Consider the following 13,760-nt stretch of genomic DNA (forward strand, 5'->3'; position numbering starts at 1 on the left):
GTGGGGAACGTGCTGATCCCGTGGGACGTTCCCCAGCCACAGCTCTCCGATGACGTGCACCCTGCGCTCGCTGATGCCGCCCGCGCGGCGTCGGCGGCGTACGGGCGTGCCCGATCTCTGCACACGCGCCTCGAACTCCGCGAAGAAGTGGCGGACGGCGCCGACGGAACACCGACGATGCTCGTCGACCGCATCGTCGAGGACGCGATCCTGGAGTCCATCCACCGCAATCGCGTGAACCTGCTCTCCGAGGAAGCCGGGTTCGTCGACAACGGTTCCTCGATCACCCTCGTCATCGACCCGGTCGACGGGTCCGCGAACGCCGCGTTCGGCGTCCCTCTCTCTTGCTTCGCCGGTGCACTCGTTGAAGACGGCACGGCAAAAGAAGCTCTGACGACCTGGTTCGACACGGGCCGTGCGTGGCATGCGCGCGCAGGAGTGCCGACGTCGTTCCGCACCACCGGACGCACGACGTTGGACGGCGCGTCCGTGTGCATCATGCGCCCCAAGAAAAGCACTCAGGACGCGTGGCTGCGCATCGCGAACCGCGCAGATCGCATCCGTGTGCTGTGCACGACGTGCCTGGAGACCATGCTGGTCGCGGAGGGCACGGTAGACGCGTTCATCGATCCGGGCAGCGACACGCACCGGATCATGGACCTCGCGACGGCGCTGGTCACCGTCCCCGCCGCGGGCGGGGTGCTGGTCGACCTGCGCGGGCGGCCGTTCACGTTCGAACCCGACCTGACCCACCGGTGGTCAGGCGTGGCGGCAGCGACTCCTCAGCTGGCCGAGGAGCTCATCGCGACCGTTCTCAACGGTTAGATCGTGCCCCGCGACTCGACGACGCAGTCGGGGCCGGGGAACACCAGGCCCTCGTGACCGTCGTTGAAGCGGACGAGGTACGGCGGATGCCCGTCGCTCCCGCGCACTTCGAGGATCTCGCCGAGGCGCTCCTCGAGGCCGATGGAGCGGCTGTGAACGTGGAGCCTGTCACCCACTGTTGCTTGCATGGTGCTGCAACACCTCCGGTGTGCGGCCGAGGCTTGGCGCGTCGAACGCGTTAAAGCCTAAGCCGACACCGGAGGCGCGCAACAGGGCTCAAGTGCTCATCCGCCGCAAGCCGAGGAGACCTTCGCGGCGAGGTCGGCCTTCTGGGCCACCCAGTCCGCCGCGGAGTTCACGTTCTGCATGCCGTTCGCGGCCTCTTCGAGAGCCTTCTTCACGTTCTCGTCCGGCGAGGAGTTCGCGAGGGTCTCGAGCTCCTTCGCCTTGGCCTGGGTCTCCTCCAGAGCCTTCTGCGGGTCGCTCATGTCCGGCGAGAAGCCCAGGAGCGAGATCGCGTCGGCGCACAACTTCACCTTGTCCGCGGTGTCGCTGACGCCCTGGATCGTGTCGCACGCCGTCAAGCTGCCCAACGCGATGACAGCAGCGGCAAGCGGTCCAACTAGGCGCATTCGCTCTCCTTGTGCCCGATGTGTCCGGATTCGTTGCTCATGACTCTACCGACGTACGTCTTGATCGAGTTGCCGTTGGTAGAGCTTGCGGATGACGTCGTCGATTTCCGGCTCCACGACGGCGAGGTCGTGGACCTCCACCTGCCGCACCACCTGGGTGATCAACTGCGCCGCCGTCGTCTCCGCTCTCCTGAACGTGAGGTGGTGTCGCAACCCGTTGGCCTCGCTGCGCACCGCCGTTACTCCAGGGACGTCCGGTGCCGGGCCCGGTTCCCTGAGGTCGATGACGAGCTCGCGGTCAGGGGTGACCTCGGCGCGCAGCTCGTCCAGCGGTCCGTCGGCGAGCACCCGGCCGTGGTCGATCACCATCAGCCGCGGGCACAGCCGTTCGATGTCGTCGAGGTCGTGAGTGGTGAGCAGAAGTGTTGTGCCACGGCGGGTGTTGATGTCCGCGAGGAACTCCCTGAGGCGTTCCTTGGACTCCAGGTCGAGGCCGATCGTCGGCTCGTCCAGCACCAGGAGCTCCGGGGCGTGCAGCAGGGCGGCGGTGATCTCGCCACGCATCCGTTGCCCCAGTGAGAGCTGCCTCACCGGCGTGATCAGAAGCTCTTGCAGCCCAAGGAGTTCGACGCACTCGTCGAGCCGCTTCCGGTAGTCCTCGGCTGACACGCGGTAGATGGACCTGAGCAGGTCGAAGCTGTCCTGGAGCGGCAGGTCCCACCAGAGTTGGCTGCGCTGGCCGAACACGACACCGATGCGCTTCGCGAGATCGCGCCGCTGCCTCGACGGATCCACGCCGTTCACCCTGATGTGGCCGCTGGTCGGCACCAGGATCCCGGTCAGCATCTTGATCGTCGTGGACTTGCCGGCGCCGTTCGGCCCGACGTACCCGACGGCTTCCCCGGCCTTCACGTCGAACGTGACGCCGTCCACCGCCGTGACGGTCCTGTAGTTGCGCCGCAGGCCTTTCGACGTGGCGACCTTGAACTCCCTGCGGAGCTCCCTGACCTCGATCATGATCCCGTTCCCCGGTAGTGCCTGACCGCGAACCGCCACACGAACCCGGCGACGACCGCCGCCAGCCCCGCGACGAGCGGTGATGTCCAGCCGACCCAGCCAGGAAGGCCGAGCGGATCCTGCTTCCCGAGCAGCGCGAGGCTCGGGTAGTACGCGACGAACGCCCCCGGCACGATGAACGCCATCAGCCAGCGCAGCGGCCGCGAGTAGACGTTGATCGGGTACGACGTGAAGGTGTTGCTGCCGTAGGTGACCGCGTTGGCGAACTCGCGCCCTTCGACGATCCAGAAGCAGACCGAGCACGCCACCACCCAGACCGCGCCGTAGATGACCGCGCCGGCCAGCGGCGTGGCGATGGTCAGCGCGACCTTCGCGGGTGTCCAGCCGATGCCGACGTGCGTCAGCGCGTAGACCATCACGGCGATCGCGCCGATGATGCGCCCGAGCCTGCGCAGGCGGACATCCGACACCATGATCTGCGGCAGCGTGCCGAGCGGTCGCATCAGCAGCACGTCGAACGTGCCGGTGCGAATGTAGTTCGGCAGGTTGTCGAGCTGCCCGGCGAAGAGGTCGGCGATGCCGAACGCGATGCCGGCGAACGCGTACATCAGCAGCACTTCGTCCTTGGTGAACCCGCCGAGCGCGCTGATGTGACCGAACAGCACGAGGATGACGACCAGCTCGATCCACTGCGCCAGCACCTGCGTGACGAGGTCGAGCGCGAACGACGCGCGGTAGGACATCTGGCTTCTCAGCCGTGCGCCGATCAGCCTGGGGTAGATGACGTCAGCCACCCTGCAACACCACCTTGTGCACCGCTCGTTGCAGCGTGAAGTGGCCGGCCGCCAGGACGACCACGGCCCAGAACGCCTGCAGGAGCAGGAGTTTCACCGGATCACCGTGCCCGAGGAACACGTCGATCGGCGCCTGCAGCAAGGAGGGGAACGGCGTCATCCAGAGCACGTCGCGAGCCCACTCGGGGAAGAACGCGATGGGCACCGTCAGCCCGCACAGCAGGCCGGACGAGACGTTCCAGAACCCGTAGAGCCCCCGGTTGTCGATCAGCCAGAACGAGCTGACGTCGATGAGGAACCGGCAGCCGAAGCAGATCACCAGCGCGATGAGCGCACTGACCAGGAACAACGGCCACTGCACCGCGTTCTCGGGGAACTGGAACGGGAACAGCAGCATGCCGAACACCATCGGCGGGACGAGCCGCGTCAGAAACGCGTAACCGCCCCGCCCGACGTCCTCCGCGAGAAGGGCGCCCTGCAGGTTCCACGGCCGGTAGAGGTCTACCACCACGTCACCGGATCGCACGCGCTCGGCGAGCTCGTTGGTTCCCCACAACAGGATGAACCCGAGCAGCCCCTGCCCGATCCAGACATAAGTGTTGGTGGCAGCGATGTTGTAGTCCGCGATGTCACCGTTCGCCGCCTTGAGCGCGGCGACGAGAACGGCGACCCGCAGCAGGCCGAAGACCACGTTCGTGGTCATTCCGGCCAGCATCGCTTGTCGGTAGGTCGAGTACCTTCGGAATCCAGCAATGATCAAATCGGCGTGAACACGCACGTCGGTCTACGTTACCGACCGTCGCAAGTGGATTAGGTCAGCTGCCGAAAGCGCTCGTCACGACCTCGCCGGCCTCGGGCTGCGAGGCGAGGCAGAGGAAGTAGTTGCGGGTGCCGTCCTGGAACCCGACCGCGGTCCTCTCCCAGCCGGTGGTGTCGACGGTCGGCCGGGTGGCGGCCTTCATCACCTCGGGCGTGCAGACGTCCTTCACCTCGGTTGACGCCAGCAACTCGTCGGAGTCGACCGCCGGGATCTCCCCGGAGAGCCAGCCACCTCCGAACGCCTCCCAGTAGTGCTCGGTGGAGCAGCTGCCGACCTTCCGCGCCGAAGCGGGGTTGCCGCCGATGCTGACGATCCCGCGGAAGCAGGTCGACTGGTCGATGCAGAACCCCTTGCCGCACTTCTTGAGGAACGGCGGGACGTCCTCCGCGCCGCCCGGCTGTGTCGTCGCCGGTCCGGGCCCCTGGGCTTCTGCCTTGTCCTTGTCGAAGAGGTTCCACACGAACACGCCCGCCACGATCGCGACGACCAGTCCGGCCGCGGCCGCGACCAACGGCCACGTCTTGCGCTTGGGCGGGGGAGGGACCGGCACGGTCGGCATCCGCATCGGGTCGACCAGTTCGTCGCGCAGCTGCGCGGCACTGGGCGTGCGCAGGTTCGCGTCCGGGTGCAGCGCCCTCGCCAGAGCCTCGTGCAACGCGGCCGGCACCCCCGGCACCGCGGGCACGGGCCGGCGCAGGATCTCGCCGAGCTGGTCGAACGACGTGATCGGCCACGGCACCGGACGCGGCGGCTTGCCCGCGAGCAACGTGTAGAGCGTCGCGGCGAGGCTGTACACGTCGGCCTGCGGCGTCGGCTCGGCCATCGCGAACGCCTCGGGCGGCGCGTAGCTGGGGCTCAGGGCGTCACGCGTGACCGTGCTGCCGCCCTGCGCGTCGAGCAGCGCCGCGAGCCCGAAGTCGGCCAGCTTCGGCGTGCCGTAGCGGTCGACGAGGATGTTGCCGGGCTTGATGTCCCGGTGCAGCACGCCGACCTGATGAGCCGCGGCCAGTGCGTCGGCGAGCTTGATGCCGAGATCCCGCACCTGGTCGGGGTGCAGCCGCCCCTGCCGATCGAGCTGGTCGGCGAGCGACCCGCCCGTGCACAGCTCCATCACGATGTACGGCGTGCCCTGGCCGGTGATGTTCGCGTCGTGCACCCCGACGACGTGCGGATGGCCCGACAACTTGGCAGCCGCCTGCGCCTCGCGCAGGAACCGCCTCCGGTCGCGCTCGTCGACGAGCACCCGGTTGTCGATCTTGACGGCGACGTCACGACCGAGCTGTGCCTGGTGGGCGGTGTAGACGGTGGCGAACCCGCCCGCGCCCAACGGTCTCAGGTCGGTCAGGCCGGGGATGTGGGGTGCGGTCACGCGCGGGAGCATAGTTCCGCACCCCGACAATCCTCTTCTAGACCGTGCAGTTCAGCGAACCGCTCCTGAGCGCGTGACTGCTCGTGTTGTCGTCGTCCGACCACAGCACGACCTTCTTGCCGCTCACACAGCTCGGCGAGATCGCGAAACCCTCGAGGTTCACGTTCGGCAGCTTCGACGGCCGGTCGTACGTCGCCGTCACCTTGAACTTCCCGTCACTGATCGCGAGCGTCGTCGCCCGCCCGCTGCAGTTGCTGTCGCAGGTGGCCCAGAGCCTGTTGTTCTCCCACTCCAGGTCCATCACCTGCGCCTGCCCGCTCGCGAACTTCGAGACCAGCTTCGCCCCACCGTCCTGCAGCGCGTACAGGAAGATCCCGCCCGTGGCCTCCAGCCCGACCGCGAACAACCCGGTCCCGTGCGCGGGGTAGTCGGCGGGGTTGTAGAGCTTGCCGGTGTCGTCCTTGAACTGCTGCGCGGTCAGGAACGAGTCCGGAATCCACGAGATGGCCTCGGGCCCGTCGTTGGGGTCGACCGACGGCATCCCGGGCAGCTTCCACTCAGCGGCCGCGTTGCTGCCACTGCCGAACTTCAACACCATCGGCGAACTGACGTCACCGTTGTCGTTGTCCCGCTCGGTGACGACGAACAGCCCGTCCGGCGTGCTCACCACACCCTCGGCGTCCGGGTCGCCCTTCCCGTTCTTGAACTTCAGCGACCTCTTCGAGTCGACCTTCCACGTGCTGCCGCTCGGCACGAGCCGGTAGAGCGTGGAAGGCCCGTTCTTCACCGCCCACACGACGCCGGCACTCTCGAACGACAACCCGCTGAGGTTCTTGCCGAACACGTTCGTGCCGTCAGCCGTCCTGGTCGCCGAGTCACCGGGCCACGTGGTGGCAGCGTCAGCCGCTGCAGCGCCCAGACCGAGCGCCACAACCGTGAAAACGCCAATCGCCTTGATGCGCAACGCAACCGCCCCTTCTCTCACGAGGCAGCAAGATCGCACCTCGTTCGGGCTGGCGGCGGACGTCCAGTGCACCAGACGATGAACAGTCCGTGCTACTTCTTGGCGGCGGCCTTGGCGGCCTTCTTGAAGTCGCGGACCTCGAGCAACGACTTCTGATCGCGCACGTCAGCGACGCTACGTCGGCTTCCTTCGTCCCCGTAGTGCCCGGCGGCCTCACGCCACCCGGCGGGCGTGACGTCGAACTGTTTGCCCAAAAGTGCCAGGAAGATCTTGGCCTTCTGATCCCCGAACCCGGGCAACGCCTTGAGCCGCTTGAACACCGCCGCCCCGTCCCCGTCGGCCCAGATCCGCGTCACGTCGCCGTCGTAGGTCTCGACGACGAACTGCGACAGCGCCTGCACCCGCTTGGCCATGGAACCGGGGAACCGGTGCACGGCGGGCGGCGTGGCCATGATGGTGGCGAAGGCCTCCGGGTCGGCCTCGGCGATGCGGTGCACGTCCAGGCCGCCCATGCGGTCGGCCAGGACCTTGGGGCCGGAGAACGCCTTCTCCATCGGAATCTGCTGGTCCAGCAACATTCCGGTCAGCAGGGCGAACATGTCCGACGCGAGGAGTGCGTCCGCGTCCGGGTTCTGCGCGAGGCACAACGTGCGGGTCATGACGGCAATCCTGACACGAACTGCTCCGTCCGGCCTCACGCCGGTCGGTCGTCCGGGTGCGGTCAGGCGCCGGCCACGCGGACTTCGGAGATCACCTGGCGCACCAGGGCGCGCAGGGCCTCGCGGTCGACGGTGGCCGGGTCGTCGGCCAGCCAGTCGCCGATCTCGCTGACGAACTGCTCCGGGGTCATCGGCGGCACCTCGAAGTCGAGGTCGTCGTCGCAGGTGACCTCGCCGGCGCGGCTCGGGTAGATGATCAGGGCGCCGCGGATCTCCAGCCACGGCAGGAGTTCGGCGAAGCGCTCGACGCCGTCGAGCAGTTGGGAGCCGCCGCCGCGGAACGGGTGGCCGTTGCGCCAGAGTTCGCCGTCCTCGTCGCAGTAGTAGTGGCCGGGCAGCCACGACTTCGACTCGATCAGGACCAGGCGGCGGCCGCAGAGCAGGGCGTGGTCGATGTCGGTGAAGACCGAGCCCGGCCAGGCGAGGCCGTGGAAGATGCGCACGCCCGGTAGCTGCGTCATGTACTCCGTGAGCAGTCCGGCGGTCAGCCGTTCGCGTCTGTTTTCACCCGGACGGCCGAAAATCGTGTTGCCGTCGTACTCACCGGCGAACGCCCGTTCGGCCCGCGCGACCGTCATGTAGCGGCGCACCAGTCGGAACGCCCCGTAACCGGCTCCCGCCACGAGGGGCAGCCAGACGGCCAGGAGCAGCGGGGAGAGCGGCATCGCCAACGGGAGAAGAAGGACGAACCACCCACCGATCGCAGCCGCCGCGGGGGCGTGGCCGAGGCCGGTCGCGGGGACGTAGCGGACGCGCGCACCGAGGTCGATGCGGTGCCACCACTCCATCGAGCCGAGGTCGACGCGGGGGCGTGGTGCCGCGTAGTTCGGGTCGTCACCGAAGTCGCGCAGACGGCCTGTGTGGCCTGTTCGGCGAGGTCGGGGGCGTGTCTGGGGGCGGACGACCGTGGGCGCCGGCCTGGCCGGTCGGTCGTAGTCGGCGCGCCGGACCGGGTCCTTCAGCGTCTCGTAGGCCTCCTGGAGCAGCCGGAAGCCGCCAGACGTCCCACCCGCGTCGGGGTGCATGACCTTGGCGAGAGAGCGGTAGGCCGACTTGATCTCCGAGGCACTGGCGCCCCGGTTGACACCGAGCAACTCGTAGTAGTCGATCCCGGGCACGACACCGTCCAGTTCGGGGTTGGTCCGTGAACCTTATTGGGTCCAACACTTTCGCAGGGCATACGGCCCGCCAATCGCCGACTAGTGTGAAGGGCGCGGTGGCGAGGGGCCTGTAGCGCAGTGGTCGACGCGCCCTCCGAACGGAGGGAGAACGCCGGTTCGAATCCGGCCGGTCCCGCTCTCTCAGGGGATCTCTGTTCGCGGAGAGCGCGAACCGCGTCGATCGCCGTCACAGTGGGGACACCCCACACCCCGGGTCCTTTCTTCGCTCTCGCCGCATCTTCCCTCTCTGTACGGCCTGGCCGTGGGTTCGGTTCGACCATTGACGGCAGTGGTCTAGTCCACCTAGCTTGAGAGCAGCGCCGCCGCGCAGTCACCCATCGAGGAGACCGCTATGTTCAGGCGCAGAATCATCGCGGCGGCGACAGCCCTCTTGACGGCAGCGAGCCTCGCGGCACCCCCGGCGCAAGCCGCGCCACAGCAGGAGATCGGCGCGCAGGCGATCGCGAAACGCGTCGTCGGCTACTTCGTGCAGTGGGGCGTCTACCAGCGCAATTACCACGTGAAGAACATCCGCTCGTCCGGCTCGGCGAGCAAGCTCACGCACATCAACTACGCGTTCGGCAACGTGAGTGGTGGCCGTTGCGTACTCGGTGACACCTACGCGGACTACGACAAGTTCTACGATGCGGCGTCCTCTGTGGACGGTACGACGGACACGTGGGACACGGGTGCGTTGCGCGGCAACTTCAACCAGCTGCGCAAGCTCAAGAAGCTGAATCCGGGCCTCAAGGTCCTGTTCTCGTTCGGCGGCTGGACCTGGTCCGGAGGCTTCCCGGCGGCGGCGAGCAGCCCGAGCGCGGCGGCGGCGTTCGCGGACTCCTGCTACAAGCTCGTCGAGGACCCGCGCTGGGCGGACGTGTTCGACGGCATCGACATCGACTGGGAGTACCCCAACGCGTGCGGACTCACCTGTGACACCAGCGGTTTCAACTCGTTCAAGACGCTGATGCAGGCCGTCAGGAGCCGTTTCGGCAGCGGTAACCTCGTGACCGCCGCGATCACCGCGGACGCGTCGACCGGCGGCAAGATCGACAAGGCCGACTACGCCGGCGCCGCGCAGTACGTGGACTGGTACAACCCGATGACGTACGACTTCTTCGGCGCCTGGGCGGCACAGGGCCCGACGGCTCCGCACTCGCCGCTCACGTCGTACCCCGGCATCCCGACGGCCGGTTTCAACACCGACGCGGCGATCCAGAAGCTCAAGAGCAAGGGCATTCCGGCGAGCAAGATGTTGCTGGGCCTCGGTTTCTACGGCCGCGGCTGGACCGGCGTCACTCAGGCGGCACCCGGCGGCACGGCGACCGGCGCCGCTCCAGGCACGTACGAGGCGGGCATCGAGGACTACAAGGTGCTCAAGACCCGTTGTCCCGCCAACGGAACCGTCGCCGGCACCGCGTACGCCAAGTGCGGCAGCCAGTGGTGGAGCTACGACACCCCGGCCACCGTCCGCAGCAAGATCTCGTGGGCGAGCGGCCAGAACATGGGCGGCGTGTTCTTCTGGGAACTCTCCGGTGACACGGCCAACGGTGAGCTGATCAGCGCGATTCGCGCCGGCACCGGCTGACACACCGAAAATGGCGCAGGATGTTCGGGTGGACGCACTCGAACACCTGCGCCGCCTCTGTCTGGCGTTGCCAGAGGTGACGGAACGCCTGAGTCACGGCGAACCCACCTGGTTCGTCCGCGGCAAGAAGACCTTCGTGACCTCGGCCGACCACCACCACGACGACCGCAGCGCGTTCTGGTGCGCGGCGGGCCCTGGTGTTCAGGAGACCCTCGTCGCCCAGGCCCCCGGGAACTACTTCCGCCCGCCCTACGTCGGCCACCGCGGCTGGCTCGGCGTGTACCTGGACGTGCCGGTCGACTGGGACGTCGTCGCGGATCTCGTCGAGGACGCCTATCGGGTGATTGCCCCGAAGACGCTGGTCGCGCGGCTCGACGTTCGAGTTGCCGACCCGGCTGACCTGCCGCAGTCTTCCGCGCATGGCGACCTGTGACGTCTGTGGCAACGAGTACTGGATGGCCTTCGAGGTGCGCACCGTCGGCGGCGGCGTGCACACGTTCGACAGCTTCGAGTGCGCGATCCAACGGCTGGCGCCGCGCTGCGAGCACTGCGACTGCCGCGTGATCGGGCACGGCGTGGAGGTGGAGGGCAAGTTCTTCTGCTGCGCCCACTGCGCGCGGATGGGCTCCGCCGACCTCGGCGCGATGATCCGCGACACCGTCGGCGCGCATCCCGGCTAACGAAGCACGAGGTCCAGGCTGAGCGGCACGGGCGGCGGCAGCGCGTCCGTGCCGCTCCGGAACGACTCCAGCAGGTACGCGACCAGGCGCCGGGAGGCGGCCGTCGCGACCTCCACGGGCACGCCGGCAAGTCCGCCGTTGGCCATGAGCACCAGCGTCAGGTCGTGCGGCGAGAAGTCGGCACGCAACTGCCCGCTGTCCTTCGCCCGCTGCACCAAAGCCGCGAACTTCTCCGAGGTTCGCTCGCGCACCTCGGAGTGCACCTCGGGGAACGAGGCCGTGAACGCGGCGGTGAACCCGCGGTCGGCCGCTTGCAGCAGGCACACCTTCTCGATCACCGTGCGGAGTCCGCGCCACGGGTCCGGGTCGCGCAACGCGTCGTCGATGACGCCCTGGCAGATCGCGAACTGCTCGGCGAAGGCCTCCAGGACCAGCGATTCCTTGGTGGGGAAGCGCCGGTACAGCGTGGCGACGCCGACTCCGGCACGGCGTGCGATCGCGGCCATCGGCACCTCCAGCCCGCGTTCGGCGAACAGTTCGCGGGCGACGGCGAGCACTCGCGCCCGGTTCTCGCGGGCGTCGGCGCGCATCTGAGACGGTTCAGCGGTCACTTCTTCTCACTTCGCCTCAAGCGGACGGGGGTCTCCACTTAGCAGGCTACGTTGGAAGACATGAGAGTTCAGGGACCGATGGTGCGCACGGTCAACAAGTGGATCGTCGGCCTGCGTCACGCCCCGGTCGTGGGGAAGCTCGTGCGCAAGAGCCTTACGGTCGTGACTTACACGGGCAGGCGATCCGGTCGGACGATCAGCACACCCGTTGGCTACCAACGCAAAGGCGATGTCGTCGAGATCCGCGTGATGATGCCGGACGCGAAGGTGTGGTGGCGCAACTTCGAGGACGCGGGCGGTCCGCTGACGCTCGAACTCGATGGCGCCGAACGGACCGGACATGCGACATCGCACCGTGACGACAAGGGTCGTGTCACGGTGCGAGTGCAGCTGTAAAAGCGTTACGCGGCAAGGCGACGACGCTCCAGGAACGCCGCCAGCAGGTAGGCGCCGCCGCCCAGCACGGCCAGCGTGCCGAAGAAGCCGGCTCCGGGGATGAACAGCGTCGCGGCGGCGACCAGCATGAGCCAGGTGCCCAGGTTGTAGTGCAGGGCGTTGCCGCGGATGGCGCCCTCGGCGATGTAGATCAGGCCGACGACGATGGTCGAGCCGGCGGGCCAGAGCACGGTCTGGAGCTCTGGCTTGTCGAACACCGTGCTCACGCCCGTGACCGCTAACGCCAGCGCCGTGAAACCGGTCATCCAGGCCATTCCGACCAGCTTCTCGGCTCGTCGCCGCGCTTCGGAAGCGGCTTTCTGGGCACGCAGCGACGCGGTCATGGCGAAGACCGTGCCGGCGAGCAGGCCCGTGGCGAGCAGCCCGATCGGCAGCCACGAGGGCATCAGGACCGCGCCGGACTTCGAGAGCATCGCGGCGCCGTGGCCGAAGACGTAGGCGAACGCGAAACCCAGGTAGGCGGCGCGGTTGTCGACGTCGGTGGACGCGACGGTGGTGACGCGAAGTGCGGTGGCGTTCATGGTGGGGACTCCCGGAAAGTCGGATCAGACGAGTGAACTGATCAGGCGCGGTGCGATGACGACGAACTGAGGCGAGCGGCGGATCGAGGCGCGCTGGTCGGCGAGGCCGTGCAGGCCCAGCCAGAACGTCATGGCGCGGTCGGAGTCGGCGAGGACTCGGGTGAACAGCCGCAGCGCCTGTTCGGAGAGGTCGGCCGCACCGAACATCACGCGGTAGCGGCGGGGGTGCAGGACGGCGAAGTCCAGGTAGGCGAGGCCTGCCGCGTAGGCGTCGGGTGCGGCGAGAACGACGGCTTCCAGTTCGCGGAAGGCCTCGTGACACACGGCCAGCAAGATCGCCGGCACGCCGGGGAACTGCTGGTAGATCGCGGAGGTGGGGACGTCCGCCTCACGGGACACCGCCCGCAGCGTCACGGCGTCGTCCCGGTCGATCAGGACGGTCGCCGCCGCCACGATCAACTGGCGGCAGCCCTGCCTGCTCACGGCTCCGGAACGATGACGACCTTGCCCAGCACCGTGCGCGACTCGGCCAGCGCGAGCGCGGCGGCCGCCTCCGACAACGGGATGCGCGCGGCGATCTGCGGCTTCAGCACCCCCGTCTCGACCAGGCCGAGCACCTGCGTGAGGTCCTCGCGGAGGCGAGCGCGGAACGCGGCGAGGCGGAAGCGCTTGCCCGCCCAGAAGTTGTAGAAGCCCGCGCGCTTGCCGTTGGGGAGCACGTTCCACACCATCAGCTGCCCGAAGAGCTTGAGCACCGCCACCGTCCCGCTGCCCGGCTCGTCCTTCGTCGCGGCCGAGCCGTAGTTGACCAGCGCGCCACCGCGGCGCAGCACCCGCCAGGAGTCGTGCAGCGCGGGGCCGCCGACGTGGTCGAACACCGCGTCGACACCGTCCGGCGCGATCTCGCGGATCCGGTCGTACATGTTCGGGTCGCGGTAGTCGACGGGGATCGCGCCGAGCTCGCGCACCGCGTCGTGGTGGCGGGCGGAGGCCGTGCCGATCACCTTGATGCCGGCGTGGCGGGCGAGCTGCACCAGCGTCGAGCCGACGCCGCCGTTCGCGCCCAGCACGACGATCGTGTCGCCCCGCTTGACCTTCGCGGTCCGGTACATCATCTGCCAGGCCGTGACGCCGTTGACCACGACGGTCTCGGCGGCGGCCGCGTCGACGCCGTCGGGCACCGGCACCAGGTCGGCGGCCTCGACGATCAGGTGGCTCGCCCACCCGCCGACCTTCGTGACCACGGCGAACCGGTGTCCCCGCAGGTCGCGGTCGACTCCGGGGCCTGCGGCGACGACCGTGCCGACCACGTCGTAACCGGGCACGAACGGGAACGCGGGCTGGTCGTAGTACTTGCCCAGGCGCATCTGCTGCTCGGCGAACGAGACGCCCGTGGCGTCCATCCGCAGGACGACCTGGCCCTGACCCGGCGCGGGCAGGTCGCGGACCCGGACGTGCAGGCCGTCAGGCTCGACCACGCCGGGCAGAACGATCTCGGTGGCGCGGGTGGTGGCGGTCGTGGCGTTCATCGTGGCTCCTCGGTCTCGGCTGTGCTTACGGACATAAGCTAACGCCCGTAAGTCTAAGAGTGCAAGGCCTAACAC

Annotated in this window: 18 protein-coding genes and 1 tRNA gene; 6 read left to right on the forward strand and 13 right to left on the reverse strand. The window is 68.4% G+C overall.

What is annotated here, in order from left to right; all coding sequences use genetic code 11:
• Complete coding sequence (locus SK854_RS11320; RefSeq protein ID WP_319975013.1) at nucleotides 1-825, forward strand: inositol monophosphatase family protein; 825 nt, start codon at nucleotides 1-3, stop codon at nucleotides 823-825.
• On the opposite strand, the gene SK854_RS11325 is transcribed toward SK854_RS11320, so the two are convergent.
• From SK854_RS11325 to SK854_RS11365, 9 genes are all read right to left on the reverse strand, one after another.
• Nucleotides 822-1,013: a DUF1918 domain-containing protein gene (locus SK854_RS11325; protein WP_319975014.1), complete on the reverse strand. Its 192-nt coding sequence runs from the start codon at nucleotides 1,011-1,013 to the stop codon at nucleotides 822-824. The genes SK854_RS11320 and SK854_RS11325 overlap by 4 nt on opposite strands.
• Before the next feature lie 96 nt (nucleotides 1,014-1,109).
• Entirely contained in the window at nucleotides 1,110-1,457 is a 348-nt protein-coding gene (locus SK854_RS11330; protein WP_319975015.1) for a hypothetical protein, read from the reverse strand.
• Between the two features lie 45 nt (nucleotides 1,458-1,502).
• Nucleotides 1,503-2,474 (reverse strand): ABC transporter ATP-binding protein, encoded by a 972-nt coding sequence (locus tag SK854_RS11335; protein ID WP_319975016.1) that lies wholly within the window; start codon nucleotides 2,472-2,474, stop codon nucleotides 1,503-1,505.
• The gene (locus SK854_RS11340; protein WP_319975017.1) at nucleotides 2,471-3,268 is read right to left on the reverse strand and encodes an ABC transporter permease; all 798 of its coding nucleotides are present in this window, start codon (nucleotides 3,266-3,268) and stop codon (nucleotides 2,471-2,473) included. The genes SK854_RS11335 and SK854_RS11340 overlap by 4 nt, the downstream gene beginning before the upstream one ends.
• Nucleotides 3,261-3,971 carry an ABC transporter permease gene (locus SK854_RS11345; protein WP_319975018.1) on the reverse strand — a complete coding sequence of 237 codons (711 nt, stop codon included), beginning with the start codon at nucleotides 3,969-3,971 and terminating at the stop codon, nucleotides 3,261-3,263. Before SK854_RS11345 ends, SK854_RS11340 begins: the two co-directional genes overlap by 8 nt.
• A 112-nt stretch (nucleotides 3,972-4,083) precedes the next feature.
• A complete protein-coding gene (locus tag SK854_RS11350) occupies nucleotides 4,084-5,457 on the reverse strand; it encodes a serine/threonine-protein kinase (RefSeq protein ID WP_319975019.1) in 1,374 nt (457 codons plus the stop codon).
• Between the two features lie 37 nt (nucleotides 5,458-5,494).
• Nucleotides 5,495-6,442, reverse strand: a complete 948-nt coding sequence (locus SK854_RS11355; protein WP_319975020.1) for an esterase-like activity of phytase family protein — start codon at nucleotides 6,440-6,442, stop codon at nucleotides 5,495-5,497.
• A 71-nt stretch (nucleotides 6,443-6,513) separates the two neighbouring features.
• Nucleotides 6,514-7,080, reverse strand: coding sequence for an HhH-GPD-type base excision DNA repair protein (locus SK854_RS11360; protein ID WP_093591464.1), 567 nt, complete (start codon nucleotides 7,078-7,080; stop codon nucleotides 6,514-6,516).
• A gap of 62 nt (nucleotides 7,081-7,142) precedes the next feature.
• Entirely contained in the window at nucleotides 7,143-8,258 is a 1,116-nt protein-coding gene (locus tag SK854_RS11365; RefSeq protein WP_319975021.1) for a J domain-containing protein, read from the reverse strand.
• 105 nt (nucleotides 8,259-8,363) lie between these two features.
• Between SK854_RS11365 and SK854_RS11370 the strand changes: the two genes are divergently transcribed.
• The 4 genes from SK854_RS11370 (at nucleotide 8,364) to SK854_RS11385 (ending at nucleotide 10,568) form a co-directional block, all read left to right on the forward strand.
• A tRNA-OTHER gene (locus SK854_RS11370) sits at nucleotides 8,364-8,436 on the forward strand.
• A gap of 216 nt (nucleotides 8,437-8,652) precedes the next feature.
• Nucleotides 8,653-9,888, forward strand: a complete 1,236-nt coding sequence (locus SK854_RS11375; protein WP_319975022.1) for a glycoside hydrolase family 18 protein — start codon at nucleotides 8,653-8,655, stop codon at nucleotides 9,886-9,888.
• Nucleotides 9,889-9,898: 10 nt separating this feature from the next.
• Entirely contained in the window at nucleotides 9,899-10,321 is a 423-nt protein-coding gene (locus SK854_RS11380) for an MmcQ/YjbR family DNA-binding protein (RefSeq protein WP_319975023.1), read from the forward strand.
• Nucleotides 10,308-10,568 carry a hypothetical protein gene (locus tag SK854_RS11385; protein ID WP_030478439.1) on the forward strand — a complete coding sequence of 87 codons (261 nt, stop codon included), beginning with the start codon at nucleotides 10,308-10,310 and terminating at the stop codon, nucleotides 10,566-10,568. The genes SK854_RS11380 and SK854_RS11385 overlap by 14 nt, the downstream gene beginning before the upstream one ends.
• Here SK854_RS11385 and SK854_RS11390 read toward each other — a convergent pair.
• On the reverse strand, nucleotides 10,565-11,179 hold the full coding sequence (locus SK854_RS11390) for a TetR/AcrR family transcriptional regulator (protein ID WP_319975024.1): 615 nt from the start codon (nucleotides 11,177-11,179) through the stop codon (nucleotides 10,565-10,567). The two genes, SK854_RS11385 and SK854_RS11390, sit on opposite strands and share 4 nt — an antisense overlap.
• Before the next feature lie 78 nt (nucleotides 11,180-11,257).
• Here SK854_RS11390 and SK854_RS11395 point away from each other — a divergent pair, with 78 nt between their 5' ends.
• A complete protein-coding gene (locus SK854_RS11395; protein WP_406601763.1) occupies nucleotides 11,258-11,575 on the forward strand; it encodes a nitroreductase/quinone reductase family protein in 318 nt (105 codons plus the stop codon).
• A 5-nt stretch (nucleotides 11,576-11,580) separates the two neighbouring features.
• Here SK854_RS11395 and SK854_RS11400 read toward each other — a convergent pair whose 3' ends face one another.
• The 3 genes from SK854_RS11400 to SK854_RS11410 are packed head-to-tail and all read right to left on the reverse strand — an operon-like array spanning nucleotide 11,581 to nucleotide 13,685.
• Nucleotides 11,581-12,156: an ABC transporter permease gene (locus SK854_RS11400; RefSeq protein WP_319975026.1), complete on the reverse strand. Its 576-nt coding sequence runs from the start codon at nucleotides 12,154-12,156 to the stop codon at nucleotides 11,581-11,583.
• A gap of 24 nt (nucleotides 12,157-12,180) precedes the next feature.
• Nucleotides 12,181-12,639, reverse strand: a complete 459-nt coding sequence (locus SK854_RS11405) for a TetR/AcrR family transcriptional regulator (protein WP_319975027.1) — start codon at nucleotides 12,637-12,639, stop codon at nucleotides 12,181-12,183.
• Nucleotides 12,636-13,685, reverse strand: coding sequence for a medium chain dehydrogenase/reductase family protein (locus tag SK854_RS11410; protein WP_319975028.1), 1,050 nt, complete (start codon nucleotides 13,683-13,685; stop codon nucleotides 12,636-12,638). The genes SK854_RS11405 and SK854_RS11410 overlap by 4 nt, the downstream gene beginning before the upstream one ends.
• Nucleotides 13,686-13,760: the final 75 nt, after the last annotated feature.

Origin of the sequence: Lentzea sokolovensis (genome assembly GCF_033949975.1) — a bacterium.
GTDB classification, from domain to species: Bacteria; Actinomycetota; Actinomycetes; order Mycobacteriales; family Pseudonocardiaceae; genus Lentzea; species Lentzea sokolovensis.

What these genes read in the sequence shown, in the direction of transcription:
- SK854_RS11325 (WP_319975014.1), bottom strand. Translation starts at nt 1,013, where the DNA reads ATGCAAGCAACAGTGGGTGACAGGCTCCACGTTCACAGCCGCTCCATC.
- SK854_RS11330 (WP_319975015.1), bottom strand. Translation starts at nt 1,457, where the DNA reads ATGCGCCTAGTTGGACCGCTTGCCGCTGCTGTCATCGCGTTGGGCAGC.
- SK854_RS11335 (WP_319975016.1), bottom strand. Translation starts at nt 2,474, where the DNA reads ATGATCGAGGTCAGGGAGCTCCGCAGGGAGTTCAAGGTCGCCACGTCG.
- SK854_RS11345 (WP_319975018.1), bottom strand. Translation starts at nt 3,971, where the DNA reads ATGACCACGAACGTGGTCTTCGGCCTGCTGCGGGTCGCCGTTCTCGTC.
- SK854_RS11360 (WP_093591464.1), bottom strand. Translation starts at nt 7,080, where the DNA reads ATGACCCGCACGTTGTGCCTCGCGCAGAACCCGGACGCGGACGCACTC.
- SK854_RS11375 (WP_319975022.1), top strand. Translation starts at nt 8,653, where the DNA reads ATGTTCAGGCGCAGAATCATCGCGGCGGCGACAGCCCTCTTGACGGCA.
- SK854_RS11380 (WP_319975023.1), top strand. Translation starts at nt 9,899, where the DNA reads ATGGCGCAGGATGTTCGGGTGGACGCACTCGAACACCTGCGCCGCCTC.
- SK854_RS11385 (WP_030478439.1), top strand. Translation starts at nt 10,308, where the DNA reads ATGGCGACCTGTGACGTCTGTGGCAACGAGTACTGGATGGCCTTCGAG.
- SK854_RS11395 (WP_406601763.1), top strand. Translation starts at nt 11,258, where the DNA reads ATGGTGCGCACGGTCAACAAGTGGATCGTCGGCCTGCGTCACGCCCCG.
- SK854_RS11400 (WP_319975026.1), bottom strand. Translation starts at nt 12,156, where the DNA reads ATGAACGCCACCGCACTTCGCGTCACCACCGTCGCGTCCACCGACGTC.
- SK854_RS11410 (WP_319975028.1), bottom strand. Translation starts at nt 13,685, where the DNA reads ATGAACGCCACGACCGCCACCACCCGCGCCACCGAGATCGTTCTGCCC.